Raw genomic sequence first — 14,581 nt, 5'->3', positions numbered from 1 at the left:
AACGACGATGTTGCCGAGGAAACTGGGTGAGTGGTGGCGGCGCGGCGCGGTCCGGATCGCGGTGCTCACCGTGCTGGTCCTCACCTTCGCGGCGGTGCTGACCTGGCGGGTCCAGTCGACCGCCGGCGCCGGGAAGCCCTACCAGGTACCGCAGGACCCGCAGCTGGAGAGCAGCCTCGGGATCCGGATCGCCCAGGCGGCGGTGGTCGCCGACGGCGGCATCGTCGAGCTGCGCTACACCGTGCTCGACGGCCAGAAGGCGTCGAAGTTCCAGAACGACGTCCACCACCCGCCGGTCCTGCACAGCGAGCGGCGCAAGGGTGACGTCTACCGGGCCGCGCTGATGAAGCAGGGCCACGAACTGCGGCCCGGCCAGACCTACTACATCCTCTACCTGAACAACGGTAACGCGATCCGCAGCGGCGAGACCCTCGAGGTCGAGGCCGGCGGCGCCAAGCTGCAGCACGTCCCGGTGCGGTGACCCGGTGACCGGACGGCTGCGGACGCGGGTGGCGGTGCTCGCCGGATCGGTGGTCGTGGCGGCGGGTTTCGCGGTCCTCTCGGCGGCGCCCGCCTGGGCGCACGCCGAGCCGATCGGCACGGTGCCCGCCGACGGATCCACTGTGGACACATCGCCGCCGGCCGTCGAGGTCCGGCTGAGCGAGCCCGTGGAGGCCGCCGCGACGAAGGTCTCCCTCGTCGACGGCGCCGGGCGAACCCTGCCCACCGCCCCCGCGGTGCTGCTGCGCACCGCGGGTGCCGGTCCGGAGGAACCGGCCACCTTGCGGATCCCGCTTCCGGTCCTGCCGCCCGACGCCTACCGGCTGTCCTGGTCGACGGTGTCGAGCGACGACCTCCACGCGACCGCCGGCACCGTGGTGTTCGGGGTGCAGCGGCCGGTGGCGCCGGCCACCGGCGGCCCGCCCCCCGACCCGCTGCCGGGTGCGGGCGAGGTGCTCGCGCAGGCGGCGATCTACCTCGGGCTCGGCGGCTGGATCGGGTCGATGGTGCTGCTGTTCCTGCGCCGTCCGGCCGACGGTCCCGCGCGGCGGATCCGGGCCCGGTTGCTGCGCATCGGCGCGATCGCCGCCGTCGTGGCGTTCTCCGGCGGCCTGGTCCTGATGCTGGTGCGGGCGGCCGCGTTCGGATCCGACGTCGTCCCCGTGGCGTGGCAGCTGGTCAGCGGCACCACCGCCGGACCGCCGTGGGTGATCCGCGAGGCCGTCGCGCTGGGGATGGCGGCGGTGTCGGTCACCGCGCTGCGCCGCGGCTCCCTGCCGAGGCGGCCCGCGGCCGCGGCGGTGCTCGTGCTCGCGTCCGCCGGGGCGGTCACGACGGCCCTGCTGGGGCACCTCGGCCGGTCGGGGCCGCTGCTGCTGGTCACGGACGTCCTGCACATCCTGGCGACCATGACGTGGGCCGGGACGGTGATCGTGGCGGGCGTCGTCCTGGTCGGCCTGCGGGGGCACCGCGAGCAGGCCAGGGCGGTTCTCCGCCGCTTCGGCCTCGTCGCGACCGGTGCGCTGACCCTGCTGGTCGCGACCGGCCTGCTGCTGGCCGGGGACCGGGTGGCTTCGCTGGACGCCCTCCTGCTGTCGACCTACGGCCGGATCCTGGTGGTCAAAGCGGGACTCGTCGCCGTCGCCGCGCTGACCGGTCTCGCGACCACCCGGAGCCTGCACGGGCGCAAGCAGGATCCGACCCGGACCGGCCCCGCCGTGCGGGCCGAGATGGCGGTGCTGGCCGGAGTCCTCGTCGTGACCGGGGGACTGGTGTCGACCCACCAGGCGACCGGACCCCAATGGCGTCCGCCGGAGCCCGTGGTCACCCAGACCTCACTGGCGGCCGACGACCTCGTCGGCACCGTCGACGTACGTCCGAACCTGCCGGGCCGCAACTTCGTCACGGTGAACCTGTTCGACACCCGGCGGCCGGCCCCCGCGCCGATCCAGGCCGTCGACGTCGTCCTGCGCGGACCCGGCGGGGCAGCGGTCACCCGCACGGCGAGCCCGGCCGGTCCGGGCGCCTACCTGCTGGCCACCGACGACCTGGCCGACAGCGGGAACTGGTCGATCACCGTCACCGCGCGCCGTCCCGATCTGGTCCCGGCGTCGGCCAGTCTGCTGTGGACGGTCCCGCCGGCGACGGCGTTCACCCGGCCGACGGTCTTCTCCGGGGTGCCGTTGACGGATTACACCGCCTGGGCCGCTGTCGTGGTGCTGCTCGCGGGTGCCGCCGCGGTGCGGCTGGTGACCGGGCGCCGATCGCGCCGGGGCAGCGAAGCCGAACGGGTGCCGGTGTCATGACCCCGGCGAGTACGGGGTTCTCGATCTCGGTGACCGAGGACGACGACCGGGTCGCCGTGCGCCTCGGCGGGGTCCTCGACGAGAACGCCGGCAGCCTCGTCGCGTTGTGGCTGACGCCGTTCGTCCTCCTGACGCCCGGCCGCCCGGTCGTGCTCGACCTGACGGAGCTGACCGCCCTGCACCACACCGGGTTGGCGATCCTCACCGACCTGGCCGAGCTCGCCGCGTGCCGCCACTGCGCCCTCGACTTCGTCGCCGGCCACGGGGACGACCGCCGGCCGTTGCGGCTCGACGGCCTGGCCGGTGTGCCCGCCGACGATCTCGGACCGCTCATACCGGTGCAGGGGAAGGGCGAACCCGGCCGGCGGTGACCGGCTGCCGGGCCTACCCGCTCAGCGGTCTCCTGCGGCACGCCTGATGTCGAGCCGCAGGCCGGGTGCGGCGTGCCCGGCGAGTTCCGCGCGCAGCGTGGCCACCAGGCGGTCGGTGGCGGGTGGCCGGTAGCCCGTGGTGCGGGTGACCGCGGCGATGCTGCGGCTGATCCCGGCGTCGCGCAGCGGGCGCAGCACCACGGCGGCGGGAATCGGCGCCGGCGCCATGATCCGGGGCACCACGGCGACGCCGATCCCGGCCGACACCAGGCCGACCATGGCGGCGTGGTCGTTCGACACCGCCACGATCTCGGGACTGAACAGGGCACCGCGGCAGGCGTTCACGAAGGCGTCCAGGCACGGGCAGGGGTTCGGGGCGATCCAGTGCTCGCCGGCCAGCCCGGCCAGCGGCACTTCGGCGGTGGCGGCGAGCCGGTGGCCGGCCGGCAGGACCACCGCCATCCGGTCGTCGGCCACCACTTCCCAGTGCAGCCGGGGATCGCGGGGCTCGCCGATGTCCGGATAGTCGTAGACCAGCGCGAGGTCGGCGTCACCGGCGAGGAGCCGCGGCAGGGCCACCACGGGGTCGGCTTCGGAGAGCAGGACCTTCGCCTTCGGCAGGGCCCGGCGGAACGTGCCGACGACCGGCGGCACGATCGTGGCCGCCGCGCTCGGGAACGTCACCATCCGCACCTCGCCGCCGTCCGGCTGGGCGAGCGCCGACAGTTCCCTCGTCGCTTCCCGCAAATGGCTCAGCAGCCCTTCGGTGTGATGGAGCAGCACCTTCCCGGGGTAGGTGATGCGCATCCCGCGCCCGGCGCGGTCCAGCAGCTGCATCCCGACTTCCTGTTCCAGCCGGGCGATGTGCTGCGACACCGCGGGCTGGCTGATGCCGAGTGCGGTGGCCGCCGCGGTGAACGAGCCACAGGTGACGACCTGACGGAGGAGGCCGCACCCGGAACATGGAGGAATCCGATGCGCCACCTGATCCAGCGTCACGGCCGGAAGCTCGCCACCGTCACGGCCGCCGCGGCCGCCCTCGCCGTGGGCACGGCCCTGCCCGCCCACGCCGCGCCCGCCGTGTACCGCATCACCACCGTGGCCACGCTGGCCGTCGACGTCGCGGGGTCGTCCAGCGACGCCGGCGCGGCGGTGATCCAGTGGCCGATCAACGACGGCCAGAACCAGGAGTGGACGCTCGTCGGGAAGACCTATGGCAGCTGGCTCGTCAACTACGCCACCGGCAAGTGCCTGAGCGTCCCCGGCGCGAGCCTCGCGGCCGGCGCCCCGCTGGTGCAGTACCCCTGCAGCGACGTCGCCCACGAAGAGTGGGCACTGGAGCCGGTCGATTCCGGCACCGCGTACGTGCTGCGCAACGCCAACAGCCACCAGGTGATCGACGTGCCGGGTGGCACCGGCAACTGGGGCACGCAGCTCGAGCAGTGGCCGTCCAACGGCAATCCGAACCAGTACTTCTGGTTCTACACCGTGGCCTGACCGGGCCCGGCCGTCAGGATCCGTACCGGCGCCGGCGGGTGGTGTAGCTGCGCATCGCCCGGAGGAAGTCGATCTCGCGGAAGGCCGGCCAGTAGGCGTCGCAGAAGTGCAGTTCCGCGTGGGCGCCTTGCCAGAGCAGGAAGTTCGACAGGCGCTGCTCGCCGCTGGTGCGGATGATCAGGTCGGGTTCCGGGTGCTCCGGGGCGTACAGGTGGGCGGTGACGTCGTCGACGGTCAGGGTTTCCGCGACCTCCGTGAGCGTGCTGCCCGAGGTGGCGCGTTCGGTGAGGAGGTCGCGGAGGCCGTCGACGATCTCCTGGCGGCCGCCGTAGCCGATCGCCAGGGTGACGTGGGCGCCGGTCGGGCAGTCCCTGGTGGCTTCGGCGGCGTGTTTCAGGGCGCGTGCCGTGGACGCCGGCAGCAGGTCGACGGCGCCCGCGACGTGGACTCGCCACCGGGCGTCCGGCCGGGCCAGCCGGTCGGTGGCGAGCCGTTCGACGACGTCCATGAGGAACGCCACCTCGCCGTCGGCGCGGCTGGTCAGGTTTTCCGTGGAGCACAGGAAGACCGTGACGTAGCGGATGCCGAGGGACTCGCACCAGGACAGCACGCGTTCGGCGTGCTCGGCGCCGTACCGGTGCCCGAGGCTGGGGTTGGCCAGGCCCTGTTGCCTTGCCCAGCGCCGGTTGCCGTCCATGATCAGGCCGACGTGGCCCGGCAGGGCGGTGCCGGTGAGCTGCTTGCGCAGGTGGCGCGCGTACCGGGCATAGAGGGGCGCGGTGACGCGCATCGTCTGCACCTTTCAGGCCGCGGTGGCCGGGGGCCGGAGGACCAGCGGTGCCGCGAGCAGGCACAGCCCGAACGCGGCCGGCACGGGCGCCGGATCGGTGACCGCCGCGACCAGCTGGGTCGCGCCGGTGGCCGCGGCCGCCGCGGCCAGGACCCGGACGCCGAACCGGAAGCGCCGCGGGGGCACGGCCGGATCGGCACCCGCCCCCGCGATGGTCCTGGCGACCTGGATCACGGCCCAGCCCCAGGAACCCCACCAGCACGCGAGCACGGTGAGCCGGATCGGCGGGGCGAAGGCACCGCCGGTGCCGTGGACGACGGCGACGACGGCGACGCCCAGCACGGCCGGCCCGGCGAGGCGGCGCAGGAGCCGCCGCCCGAGGGCCGTCAGCGTGGCCGGGGCCGGGCGCGGCACGGCGAGCAGCAGACCGGCGACCACCGCGACCGCGCAGACGTCGAGCATCCGGGGAAGCCCGCGGGTGCCCTCGATCATCAGGTGCGCGGCGAACCAGCCGATGCCCGTCACGATCACCGCCATCGCGACGAGCCGGGCCTGGCGCTGGGCGGCCGAGCGGGCGGGCCAGGCGGCGGGGTGCAGCCACATGTCGGCGACGCCCGCGAGCAGGTTCGGCCACGACCGCGGGCCGCTCGTGCGGACCTCCGCGGCCAGGTCCGCGCCCCAGCGGTCCCGGAACGCCCGCGGATAGAGCCGGACCAGCCCCTGGGCGACGGTCATGCCGGCCGCACGCCGAGCCGCCGGAGTCCCGCGTCGGCCACCCTGGCCATGGCCCGCAGCTCGCGCTCCAGGACGGTCCGTCCCTGGTCGGTGATGCGCACCGGACGCTGGCGGCCTTCCCCTTCGAGCGCTTCGATCAGCCCCTTCGCCTCCAAGCGGGCGAGGGCGCCGTAGAGGCTGCCCGGCCCCAGCCGTTCGCCGGTCAGCTCGCCGATCGCGGTGTTGACGGCGTAACCGTGCAGCGGCCCGTCGGTCAGGGCGTAGAGCACGAGGATCTGGGCGTCGTTCGGCATCCGCGGCTCCTTCGGTGGTCCGGCCGCACGCTACTACGTGTCAAGTAGTACGTGCAACGTACTGCCGGACGTCAGCCGGACCCGGGTCCTGCCTGTGCCGATTCGATGGTGCTGTGCAGATCGGTGACGGAATCCAGGGCGGTCTCCGCGGACCACGCGGTGATGCCGGAGACCACGGTGGCCGCGAGCAGCGCGGCCGGGAGCCGGCGGCGCTGGGCCGTCAGCAGGGCCTTGACGCGGCGGGGGACCGGGCCGCCGGTCGCGGCGAGCGCGAACGTCGGCCGGGACCGCCCGGCCAGCGCGGCCTTGGCGACGGCGTGGGCGACCACCGTGCGGTCGCCCACCTGCTCCGCGGCGGCCTCGTCGGCCCAGCGTTCGAGGGCGAACCGGGCGGCCGCGCACAGCGGGCGCAGCACCGGGTTCAGCGTGCCGGCCAGCGTGACGGCGACGAGGAAGTGGTGGTGGCGCAGGCGGAGGTGGGCGCGTTCGTGGGCGAGCAGGGCGGTGCGTTCGTGCGGGGAGAGGGCGCTGAGCATGCCGCTGGAGATCGCGATCCGGCCGCCGCGCCCGGGCGCGGCGAACGCCACCGGCTCGGTGCCCGGCAGGATCACCACGCCCGGTGCCCGGCTGTGGTCGTCGAGCTCCCGGGTCAGGGCGCGGATCCAGCGGGTGTAGCCGATCGCGGCGCGGACGAAGGCGACGGCGAGCCCGGTGAGCAGCAGGCCGCAGGCGGCCGACGCCGGGAGGTTGATCGGGTCCAGGCCGCGCAGCACGTCGGGTGACCAGTGCCCGGCGCGTGCGACCGCCGGGATCAGCGTCAGGCCGGCGAAGGCCTGCAGCGCCAGGGTGACGGTGCTGGCGGCGGCCAGCACGAGACAGCCGGCCGTCAGCAGCCAGCTCGCTTCCCGGGGCGGGAGCCGGGGGGCGACGAGCCGGGCCAGCGGCCAGGCGGCCAGCGGCAGGAGCAGCGGGACCCAGACGTCGAGGTCCACGGCTCAGTCCCCGGTACCGGACTTGCCCAGGAGCTTCCGCAGCTCGCGTTCGTCCGATTTGGACAGGTTCGAGACGAAGCGGGCGAGCACGCTGCGGCGGTCCGGCTCGTTGTCGAGCACCTTGGTCATCCGCCGCGCCGCCAGCCCGGGTTCGTCTTCGACGGCGTGGTAGCGGAACGACCGGCCCTGCTTCTCCCGGGCGGCGACGCCCTTTTCGTGCAGGCGCGAGAGGATCGTGACCACGGTCGTGTAGGCGAGGTCACCCTCGAGCCGTTCCTGGACGTCCGCCGGGGCGAGGGGGCCTTCGGCTTCCCACAGGATCGCCAGGACCTCCGCCTCCAGCGCGCCGGGAGCCCGCCGCACGCCTTCGTCCCGCTGCATCCTCATGGCCGCATTCTACAGAAGTGTCGTACCCAGCCGGCCGAGGTGGAGGCCGCGGGCCCGGCAGTCGCCGATGATCGACGGGAGCGCGCCGAGCGTGGCCCGCCAGGCGCCGTTGCCGGTGGTGACGTCGCTGTCGTGCAGCAGGATCGTGCCGCCGTCGCCGACGTTCCGCATGACCCTGCGGTGGACGGACGCGGCCGTGCAGCCTTCGGTCCAGTCGAAGCCCCACGTGCTCCACAGCACCGGGGTGAGCCCGAGGCGCCGGGCCGAGAGCAGTGACGCCCCGCTCAAGACGCCGTAAGGCGGCCGGAACCAGCGGGGCCGGACGCCGGTGAGGGTCTCGAGGAGGTCGCGGGCGCCGAGCAGGTCCCGGTGGGTGCGGCCGGGTGTCTTGCGCAGCAGGCACTGGTGGTCCCAGCCGTGGACGCCGATCTCGTGCCCGGCCTCGGCGATGGCCCTGGTCAGCTTCGGGGCGCGCAGGGCCTGGGCGCCGAGCAGGAAGAACGTCGCCTGGACGCCGTGGCGGTCGAGGGCGCGGAGGAACTGCGGGGTCGACGTCGGCGAGGGGCCGTCGTCGAAGGTCAGGGCGACCTGCCCGGTGAAGCCGATTCCGGCCAGCCGCGGCAGGAGGGTGCGGCGGGGGCCGGGAAGGAACGCCGCGGCGGGGGCGACGTGGGTGACCGCGGCGAGCGCCGCGAGCCCGATTGCGGCTTTCACGCGCGGTCCAGGAGCTTCTCGAGCAGGGGGAGCGGATCTTCGGCGGGCTGGGCCGTGGCCGGCGGGCGCTCGCCGGCGGCCAGCGCGGCGGCCAGGTCACCGGGGTCGCGGACCCAGCGGGCGAGGCCGAGCCGGTCCAGGACGGCGGCGTTGGCGCGCCCGTGGCCCGGCAGGCAGCGGTAGGTGAGCACGGGCAGCCGGGCCGCGAGGGCTTCCGAACTGGTCAGCCCGCCGGCGTTCTGGACGACGACGTCGACCGCGCGCATCAGCCCGGGCATGTCTTCGACCCAGCCGAACACGTGGGCCAGGCCCTCGGCGCGCAGCCGGTCGCGCAGGGCGGTGTTGCTGCCGCAGGCCACCACCGGCGTCAGCGGGCCGGACCGGGCGACGTCGTGGGCGGTCCGGCGGACCTGCCCGACGCCCCACGAACCGGCGGTGACCAGCGCCAGCCGTCCTTCGCCGGGCAGTCCGAACGCCTCCCGGGCCCGGCGCCGCTCGGGCGGGGTGGCGGGCCGGAAAGCGGACGCCACCAGCGGAGCCGCGACCGCGGCCGCGCGGGCTCCCAGGGTTCGCGCCTGCTGCCGGGCGAGGTGGTTCGGCGCGATGTGCAGGTCGGCGGCGGCGGTGACGCAGATGCGGTGCACGGCGGGGTCGGTCAGGTACACCGCGAGCGGGGCGGTCAGCTCACCGCGTCCGCGCAGGCGCGCCAGGGCGTGGGACGCGAGCGGGTAGGTGGAGACGGCCAGGTCCGTCCGGTCGCCGAGCGCTTCGCGCAGCCGGCGGCAGGCCAGGCCCGCCGCCCGGCTCGCGAGGGCGGCGGCGCGGGGACCGTTCAGGGCGCGCAGGGTCCAGTCCCAGCTGCGCGGGGCGGCCTGCAGCTGGCGCCGGTACAGCCGGCACAACCGTCCGCCCAGCGCGGGCGGCAGGAGGTCCAGGAAGTCGAGGACCTCGACCTCGTGGGCGCTCAGCCGGTCCGCCAGGGCGTACGCGGCCCGGTCGTGCCCGGCGCCGAACCGGGCGGAAACGATCACGATGCGCGCCATGTCCCTCCTTCGCTCTCCCCGATGCCGAACTTCTACACAGTTGTAGATTAACGTACGGCAAGGAGGGCGGCGAAAACATCTACACTGGAGTAGAACTTCTAGAAGACTGTAGATGTACGGCGGAAGGACATTCGCGTGGACGGCGGGGCGATCGACGGCAGCTGGTACCTCGCGGTGCTGGGGTTCGCCCGGGAAACCCCGTGGCTGCAGGGGGTCATGGCGATCTACACCAACGTCGGCCTGGTGCTGCTCGCCCTGCTGGCGGTGGTGACGTGGTGGCGGATGCGTTCGCGCGACGCGGCCCGCATGGCCGCCGCGTGGTGGGTCCCGCTCGCCGTCGTGCTGGCCTACGGCCTGAGCAACCTCGTGAAGGTCCTCGTCCAGGAACCGCGGCCGTGCATCCGGTACCCGGCGGTGCCCACGGTGGCGACCTGTGACTACGCCACGGACTACTCGTTCCCGAGCAACCACGTCACGCTCGCCGTCGCCGCGGCGCTCGCCCTGCTGTTCGCCGCGCGCCGCACCGGCCTGGTCGCGCTCGGGCTGGCCCTGCTGGTCGCGTTTTCGCGGATGTACCTGGGCGCGCACTACCCCCACGACGTGCTCGCCGGAGCTGTCCTCGGCGCGCTGGTGGCGTGCCTGGGCCTGCCGCTGCGGCGTCCGATGACGGCCCTCGTGGACCACTTGCGGGACGGAGCCCTGCGGCCGCTGGCCGGGACCGGCGAACGAACCGCGGCCGCGGCCCGGTGACGTCAGTCCTTTATGGACATCCGGGAGGGCGTCGTGCGGAGCCGGCGCACTCGACCGGCCGCACGCCGTACAGTGGCGTTCACCCGAGGAAAGGCAGGACTCATGCGGCCGTACCGGGTGCTCGCGGCCGGTTGCGCGCTGGCGCTGGCGGGCTGCTCCGCGGCTCCCGGGGCCGGCGCTCCCGCGACCTCGGTCACCCCGGTCGCGCCCGTCACGACGACCTCGGCCCAGGACGCCGCGGTGAACCCCGATCCGGCGAAGTTCGCGCCGCAGGTCATCGCCCGCGCCCGCGAAGCCGGCGTCGACCCGCAGCTGGTGCTGGCCATCCTCTACAACGAGAACTACAAGCCGCACGATCCGCAGCTCGAGCGCGCCTGGCAGAACCTCAAGCCGGACGCCGCGTTCGGGGTGGCGAACATGCACCGCGCGACGTACGAGCAGACCCGCCGCGGCCGCCCGTTCGCCGGCCGCGACTGGCAGGAGCTGCCCGACGACCCGGACCTCGCCATCCGGGCCGAAGCCTGGTACCTGCACGACCTGGCCGCTCAGCTGCCCGCGAAACACAGCGGCCAGTACACGACCGGCGAACTGCTGGCGCTGGGCTACAACGCCGGGCCGGGGAACATGAAGGCGTTCGCCCGCGGCACGAAGCCCGGCGCACAGGCCCAGACCTATCTGACGGACCTGCGCGCCACGTGGGCGAAAGCGGGTGCGGCGGTGGGAAAGCCCTGAATCAGGCCGGCCGCACCAGGCCGACGTCGTAGGCCAGCACCACGGCCTGGACGCGGTCGCGCAGGTCGAGCTTGTTGAGGATGCGCCCGACGTGGGTCTTCACCGTCGCCTCCGACAGGACCAGTTCGTCGGCGATCTCGGCGTTGGACAGCCCGCGGGCGAGCTTCCGGAGGACCTCGAGTTCGCGGTCGGTGAGCCGGTCGAGACCGTGTCCGGTGATGGGGGCGTCCTCGGCCGGGCCCCGGTCGGGGAGCCGGTCGGCCATGGCGTCGAGCAGCCGGCGGGTGACGCTCGGCGCGACCACCGCGTCGCCGCTGGCCACCGCCCGGATCGACGAGATCAGGTCCGCGGGCGGGACGTTCTTCAGCAGGAAGCCGCTGGCGCCCGCCTTGAGACCGGGGAAGGCGTACTCGTCGACGTCGAACGTGGTCAGGATCAGCACCCGGGAGCGGGCGTGCGCGCGGACGATCTCGCGGGTGGCGTCGATCCCGTCCATCCCGGGCATGCGCACGTCCATCACGACGACGTCGGGGTCGAGCTCGGCCGTGCGGCTGATCGCGGCCGTGCCGTCGGCGGCTTCCCCGACGACGGTGAAGTCCGGCTGCGACTCCAGGACCAGCCGGAAACCCAGGCGCAGCAGGGGTTCGTCGTCGACGAGCAGGATGCTGATCACGCGCCGGCCGCCGATCCGGCGTACCCGGGTTCGAGCCGGGCCGTGACCCGCCAGCCGCCGCCGGGCCGCGGGCCGGCGGTGACCTCACCGCCGAAGACGCCGACGCGTTCGCGCATGCCGCTGAGCCCGTGCCCGGCCACCGGACCGGCGGTTTCCCGGCCGCCGGCCCCGTCGTCGTCGACCTCGAGGGTGATCGTCGGGTCGGTGTAGCTCAGGCGGATGTGCGCGGCCGACGGCCGGACGGCGTGTTTGAGCACGTTGGTGAGCGCCTCCTGGGCGACGCGGTAGAGCGCGAGCCCGGCCGTGGGGGAGAGCGGGAACCGCTCGCCGGTGATCGTCCACGACGTGGGGAGCCCGGTGGTGCGCACCTGGGTGACGAGCTCGTCGATCTGGGCGACGCCGGGCTGCGGCGTGCGGGGGCTGCCGCCGCCGGTGCTGCGCAGCACGCCCAGCAGCCGGTGCATCTCGTCGAGGGCCTGCCGCCCGGTCGAGGAGACGTGCAGCGACGCGGTTTCCGCGGCGGCGGCGTCGGTGCGCGCGGCGTACGCGGCGCCGTCGGCCAGTGCGATCATCACCGAGAGGTTGTGCGCGACGATGTCGTGCATCTCCCGGGCGATGGTCGCCCGTTCGCGCGCCGCCGCGATCTGCGACTGCTGGTCGCGCTCGCGTTCGGCCCGCAGCGCCCGGTCCCGCAGCGACACCAGGTACACCCGCCGCATCCGCACGTTCACCCCGAGCACGAACGCCGCGGTGACCACCGCGGCCGCGAACACGAACCGGGCGGCGGACTCGGCGAGCTCGTCGCCGCGGAAGACCACGATCGCGATCAGCACACCGAGGACCGCCAGCGCCGTCCATGCCCGCCGCCGTCCGGAATGCGCACCCACGGTGTAGACGGCGACGAGCACCGCGATGGAGGTCGGCGGGAACGGCGGCCCGAAGAGCGCTTGGACCAGCGCGAACGCGCACGCCGCGGCCAGGGTCGCCAGCGGGAACCGGCGGCGGAACGCCAGTGTCGAGACCAGCAGCGCGCCCGTCCCGAACAGCAGCGGGCGAACGGCCGGCGCCACCCCGCGGTGCTCGATGACCAGCGCCAGCGGCAGCAGGGCGCACGCCGCCAGCACGTCCGTGGCGCTCGGGTGACCCCGCGCCCAGGCGCGCAGCCGCTCGGCCCCGGGCCACCCGCTGACCAGGCCGTGCTCGGAGACCGGCCACGCCGAACCCGCGTCGCTCACCCCGCCATCCTCCTCCACCGCCTCAGGCGTCGCGGCGTTCGAGCAGGACGAACGCGGCCACGAGCGCGACGGCGACGTAGGCGCAGAACACGGCGAACCCGGTCCACGGCGCGAGCATGGCCGCGTCCGGGTGGACCGTGATCAGGGCCTGGCCGGCGTTGCTCGGCAGGTACGGCACGACGTGCGGGGCCCAGCTGTCGGGGAGCGCCTCGGCGATGCCCGGCAGCACCAGCAGCAGGCCGAACAGGGTGGCGATGGCGCCGGCGGTGTGCCGGATCAGCCAGCCGAGCGCGACACCGAGCATCCCCACCACGGTGAGGTAGAGGCCGACGCCGAACACCGCTCGGAACACCCCGGGCGCGGACAGCGTCGTCTCGATGTGCTGGGAGCTGAGGAACGCCTGCCCGCCGAGGAACGCGGCGAACGAGCTGACCGTGCCCACCACGAACGACACGACGGCGAAGATGACGAGCTTCGCCCACAGCACCGGCGTCCTCGTCGGCACGGCCGAGAAGGTCGCGCGGATCATCCCGGTGCCGTATTCGCCGGAGACGACGAGCACGCCCAGCACGCCGATCACCAGCTGCGCCAGGACGTAGCCGCGGATGCTGACGTCGGTCGGGTCGAAGCGCAGCTTGGCCTGCGGCCGCATGACCGGCCAGCGGCTCGCGTCGGCGGCCGAGAAGACCCAGCCGAGCGCGATCATCCCGACCACGGTCACGGCGACCGCCACCGGCGACGAGCGGACCGTGCGGAACTTCAGCCACTCCGAGCGGAGGACCCGGACCGGGGTGACCTTGAGGTCGTCCGGCAGCGACGCCCGGGGTGCCGGCGTGCCGCCGGTGGCGGCGGGGGCGGGGGTGGTCGTCATGACGCGGTCCTTTCCTGGGCCGCCGGGGTGACCCGGTATTCGAGGGCGTCGTCGGTGAGCTCCATGAACGCCTCTTCCAGGGAGGCCTGGACGGGCGTGAGCTCTTCGAGCGGGATGGCCTCGCGGCAGGCGACGCGGCCGATCTCGGCGCCGTCGAGGCCGCTGACCTCGAGCAGTGCGGGGGCCAGGCTGGTGACGCCGACGTCGGGTCCGGTGAGCAGGTCCCGCAGCCGGGTGGCCTCCGGGGTGCGCACCCGCACGACCCGGCTCGAGGCGCGCCGGATGAACTCTTCGACCGAGGTGTCGGCGATGAGCTTGCCCTTGCCGATCACGATCAGGTGCTCGGCGGTCAGGGCCATCTCGCTCATCAGGTGCGAGGAGACGAAGACGGTCCGGCCCTCGGCGGCCAGGCCGCGCAGCAGGGTGCGGATCCAGAGGATGCCCTGCGGGTCGAGCCCGTTGACCGGTTCGTCGAGCACCAGGGTCGCGGGGTCACCGAGCAGGGCGGCGGCGACGCCGAGGCGCTGGCCCATGCCGAGGGAGAACCCGCCGACGCGCTTGCGGGCGACCTCGTGCAGCCCCACGAGGTCGATCACCTCGTCGACGCGCCGGCGCGGGATGCCGGTGCTCAGCGCGAGGGCGAGCAGGTGGTTGTAGGCGGACCGTCCGGTGTGGACGGCCTTGGCCTCCAGGAGCGCGCCGACTTCGTGCAGCGGCGCGGCGTGCTGCCGGTAGGGCTTGCCGTTGACCGTGACCGAGCCGGAGGTGGGTGCGTCCAGGCCCATGATCATCCGGATGGTGGTGGACTTCCCGGCGCCGTTGGGACCGAGGAACCCGGTCACCACACCGGGTTTCACCGTGAACGTGAGGTCGTCCACGGCCCTCTTGTCGCCGTAGCGTTTGGACACGGCACGTGCTTCGATCATGGGCGTTCTCGTCCTCTCGGGCATGGCGTGCGCGGAGCCTAGGACCGGGCCCGGCGGCGGAGCGACAGCCTGGCGGGCGATCTGCGCGGGCCCGGGGTGCGACCTCCGGCGTAGCGCGTACGCCGGAAGTCGTACGCCCGGCCGGTGAGTTTCCCGGCGGCGACGCACTGGACGGTCACCAGGATCGAGACGGCTTCGGCGGCGAGCAGCCCGATCAGGACGAGCACCTGGGTCGTGCCCGCCTGGATCGGGCCGGCGCCGCCGAG

Annotated in this window: 18 protein-coding genes and 1 pseudogene; 6 read left to right on the top strand and 13 right to left on the bottom strand. The window is 74.2% G+C overall.

All coding sequences use genetic code 11. The features are described from left to right. The first annotated feature begins 7 nt into the window (after positions 1-7). The 3 genes from ACGFMK_RS23495 to ACGFMK_RS23485 are packed head-to-tail and all read left to right on the top strand — an operon-like array spanning position 8 to position 2,677. Positions 8-481, top strand: coding sequence for a hypothetical protein (locus ACGFMK_RS23495; RefSeq protein WP_392766834.1), 474 nt, complete (start codon positions 8-10; stop codon positions 479-481). 4 nt (positions 482-485) lie between these two features. After that, on the top strand, positions 486-2,306 hold the full coding sequence (locus ACGFMK_RS23490; RefSeq protein ID WP_392766831.1) for a copper resistance protein CopC: 1,821 nt from the start codon (positions 486-488) through the stop codon (positions 2,304-2,306). Continuing rightward, a complete protein-coding gene (locus ACGFMK_RS23485) occupies positions 2,303-2,677 on the top strand; it encodes an STAS domain-containing protein (protein ID WP_392766829.1) in 375 nt (124 codons plus the stop codon). The genes ACGFMK_RS23490 and ACGFMK_RS23485 overlap by 4 nt, the downstream gene beginning before the upstream one ends. 21 nt (positions 2,678-2,698) lie before the next feature. Here ACGFMK_RS23485 and ACGFMK_RS23480 read toward each other — a convergent pair whose 3' ends face one another. Next, a complete protein-coding gene (locus ACGFMK_RS23480) occupies positions 2,699-3,661 on the bottom strand; it encodes a LysR family transcriptional regulator (RefSeq protein ID WP_392767086.1) in 963 nt (320 codons plus the stop codon). On the opposite strand from ACGFMK_RS23480, the gene ACGFMK_RS23475 reads away from it, so the two are divergent. Beyond that, the gene (locus ACGFMK_RS23475; RefSeq protein ID WP_392766827.1) at positions 3,653-4,174 is read left to right on the top strand and encodes an RICIN domain-containing protein; all 522 of its coding nucleotides are present in this window, start codon (positions 3,653-3,655) and stop codon (positions 4,172-4,174) included. The genes ACGFMK_RS23480 and ACGFMK_RS23475 overlap by 9 nt on opposite strands. A 13-nt stretch (positions 4,175-4,187) precedes the next feature. Here the strand turns inward: ACGFMK_RS23475 and uppS are convergent, their stop codons facing one another. The 7 genes from uppS to ACGFMK_RS23440 form a co-directional block, all read right to left on the bottom strand. Beyond that, positions 4,188-4,964: a polyprenyl diphosphate synthase gene (gene uppS, locus ACGFMK_RS23470; RefSeq protein ID WP_392766824.1), complete on the bottom strand. Its 777-nt coding sequence runs from the start codon at positions 4,962-4,964 to the stop codon at positions 4,188-4,190. Between the two features lie 12 nt (positions 4,965-4,976). Next, positions 4,977-5,699, bottom strand: coding sequence for a hypothetical protein (locus ACGFMK_RS23465; protein WP_392766821.1), 723 nt, complete (start codon positions 5,697-5,699; stop codon positions 4,977-4,979). Continuing rightward, positions 5,696-5,992, bottom strand: a complete 297-nt coding sequence (locus ACGFMK_RS23460; RefSeq protein ID WP_392766818.1) for a PadR family transcriptional regulator — start codon at positions 5,990-5,992, stop codon at positions 5,696-5,698. Before ACGFMK_RS23460 ends, ACGFMK_RS23465 begins: the two co-directional genes overlap by 4 nt. A 71-nt stretch (positions 5,993-6,063) precedes the next feature. Continuing rightward, entirely contained in the window at positions 6,064-6,984 is a 921-nt protein-coding gene (locus ACGFMK_RS23455; protein ID WP_392766815.1) for a M56 family metallopeptidase, read from the bottom strand. Between the two features lie 3 nt (positions 6,985-6,987). Further along, on the bottom strand, positions 6,988-7,371 hold the full coding sequence (locus ACGFMK_RS23450; RefSeq protein WP_392766814.1) for a BlaI/MecI/CopY family transcriptional regulator: 384 nt from the start codon (positions 7,369-7,371) through the stop codon (positions 6,988-6,990). 9 nt (positions 7,372-7,380) lie between these two features. Further along, entirely contained in the window at positions 7,381-8,085 is a 705-nt protein-coding gene (locus tag ACGFMK_RS23445; protein WP_392766811.1) for a polysaccharide deacetylase family protein, read from the bottom strand. Further along, a complete protein-coding gene (locus ACGFMK_RS23440) occupies positions 8,082-9,128 on the bottom strand; it encodes a hypothetical protein (RefSeq protein ID WP_392766809.1) in 1,047 nt (348 codons plus the stop codon). Before ACGFMK_RS23440 ends, ACGFMK_RS23445 begins: the two co-directional genes overlap by 4 nt. Before the next feature lie 135 nt (positions 9,129-9,263). Between ACGFMK_RS23440 and ACGFMK_RS23435 the strand changes: the two genes are divergently transcribed. Both ACGFMK_RS23435 and ACGFMK_RS23430 read left to right on the top strand, forming a co-directional pair. Then, complete coding sequence (locus ACGFMK_RS23435; RefSeq protein WP_392766806.1) at positions 9,264-9,878, top strand: phosphatase PAP2 family protein; 615 nt, start codon at positions 9,264-9,266, stop codon at positions 9,876-9,878. A 102-nt stretch (positions 9,879-9,980) separates the two neighbouring features. Further along, entirely contained in the window at positions 9,981-10,610 is a 630-nt protein-coding gene (locus ACGFMK_RS23430) for a transglycosylase SLT domain-containing protein (protein WP_392766803.1), read from the top strand. A gap of 1 nt (position 10,611) precedes the next feature. Here ACGFMK_RS23430 and ACGFMK_RS23425 read toward each other — a convergent pair whose 3' ends face one another. From ACGFMK_RS23425 to ACGFMK_RS23405, 5 genes and pseudogenes are all read right to left on the bottom strand, one after another. Further along, a complete protein-coding gene (locus ACGFMK_RS23425; protein WP_392766800.1) occupies positions 10,612-11,283 on the bottom strand; it encodes a response regulator in 672 nt (223 codons plus the stop codon). Beyond that, the gene (locus ACGFMK_RS23420; protein ID WP_392766797.1) at positions 11,280-12,518 is read right to left on the bottom strand and encodes a sensor histidine kinase; all 1,239 of its coding nucleotides are present in this window, start codon (positions 12,516-12,518) and stop codon (positions 11,280-11,282) included. Before ACGFMK_RS23420 ends, ACGFMK_RS23425 begins: the two co-directional genes overlap by 4 nt. A gap of 22 nt (positions 12,519-12,540) precedes the next feature. After that, positions 12,541-13,389: an ABC transporter permease subunit gene (locus tag ACGFMK_RS23415; RefSeq protein WP_392766794.1), complete on the bottom strand. Its 849-nt coding sequence runs from the start codon at positions 13,387-13,389 to the stop codon at positions 12,541-12,543. After that, the gene (locus ACGFMK_RS23410; protein ID WP_392766792.1) at positions 13,386-14,315 is read right to left on the bottom strand and encodes an ABC transporter ATP-binding protein; all 930 of its coding nucleotides are present in this window, start codon (positions 14,313-14,315) and stop codon (positions 13,386-13,388) included. Before ACGFMK_RS23410 ends, ACGFMK_RS23415 begins: the two co-directional genes overlap by 4 nt. 38 nt (positions 14,316-14,353) lie before the next feature. Further along, a pseudogene (locus ACGFMK_RS23405) lies at positions 14,354-14,581 on the bottom strand (hypothetical protein); the annotation flags it as partial.

Origin of the sequence: Amycolatopsis sp. NPDC049252 (assembly GCF_043197175.1) — a bacterium.
Taxonomy (GTDB): Bacteria; Actinomycetota; Actinomycetes; order Mycobacteriales; family Pseudonocardiaceae; genus Amycolatopsis.
Note: the sequence above shows the minus strand (reverse complement) of the source record. Positions and strands in the feature narration are given on the sequence as shown.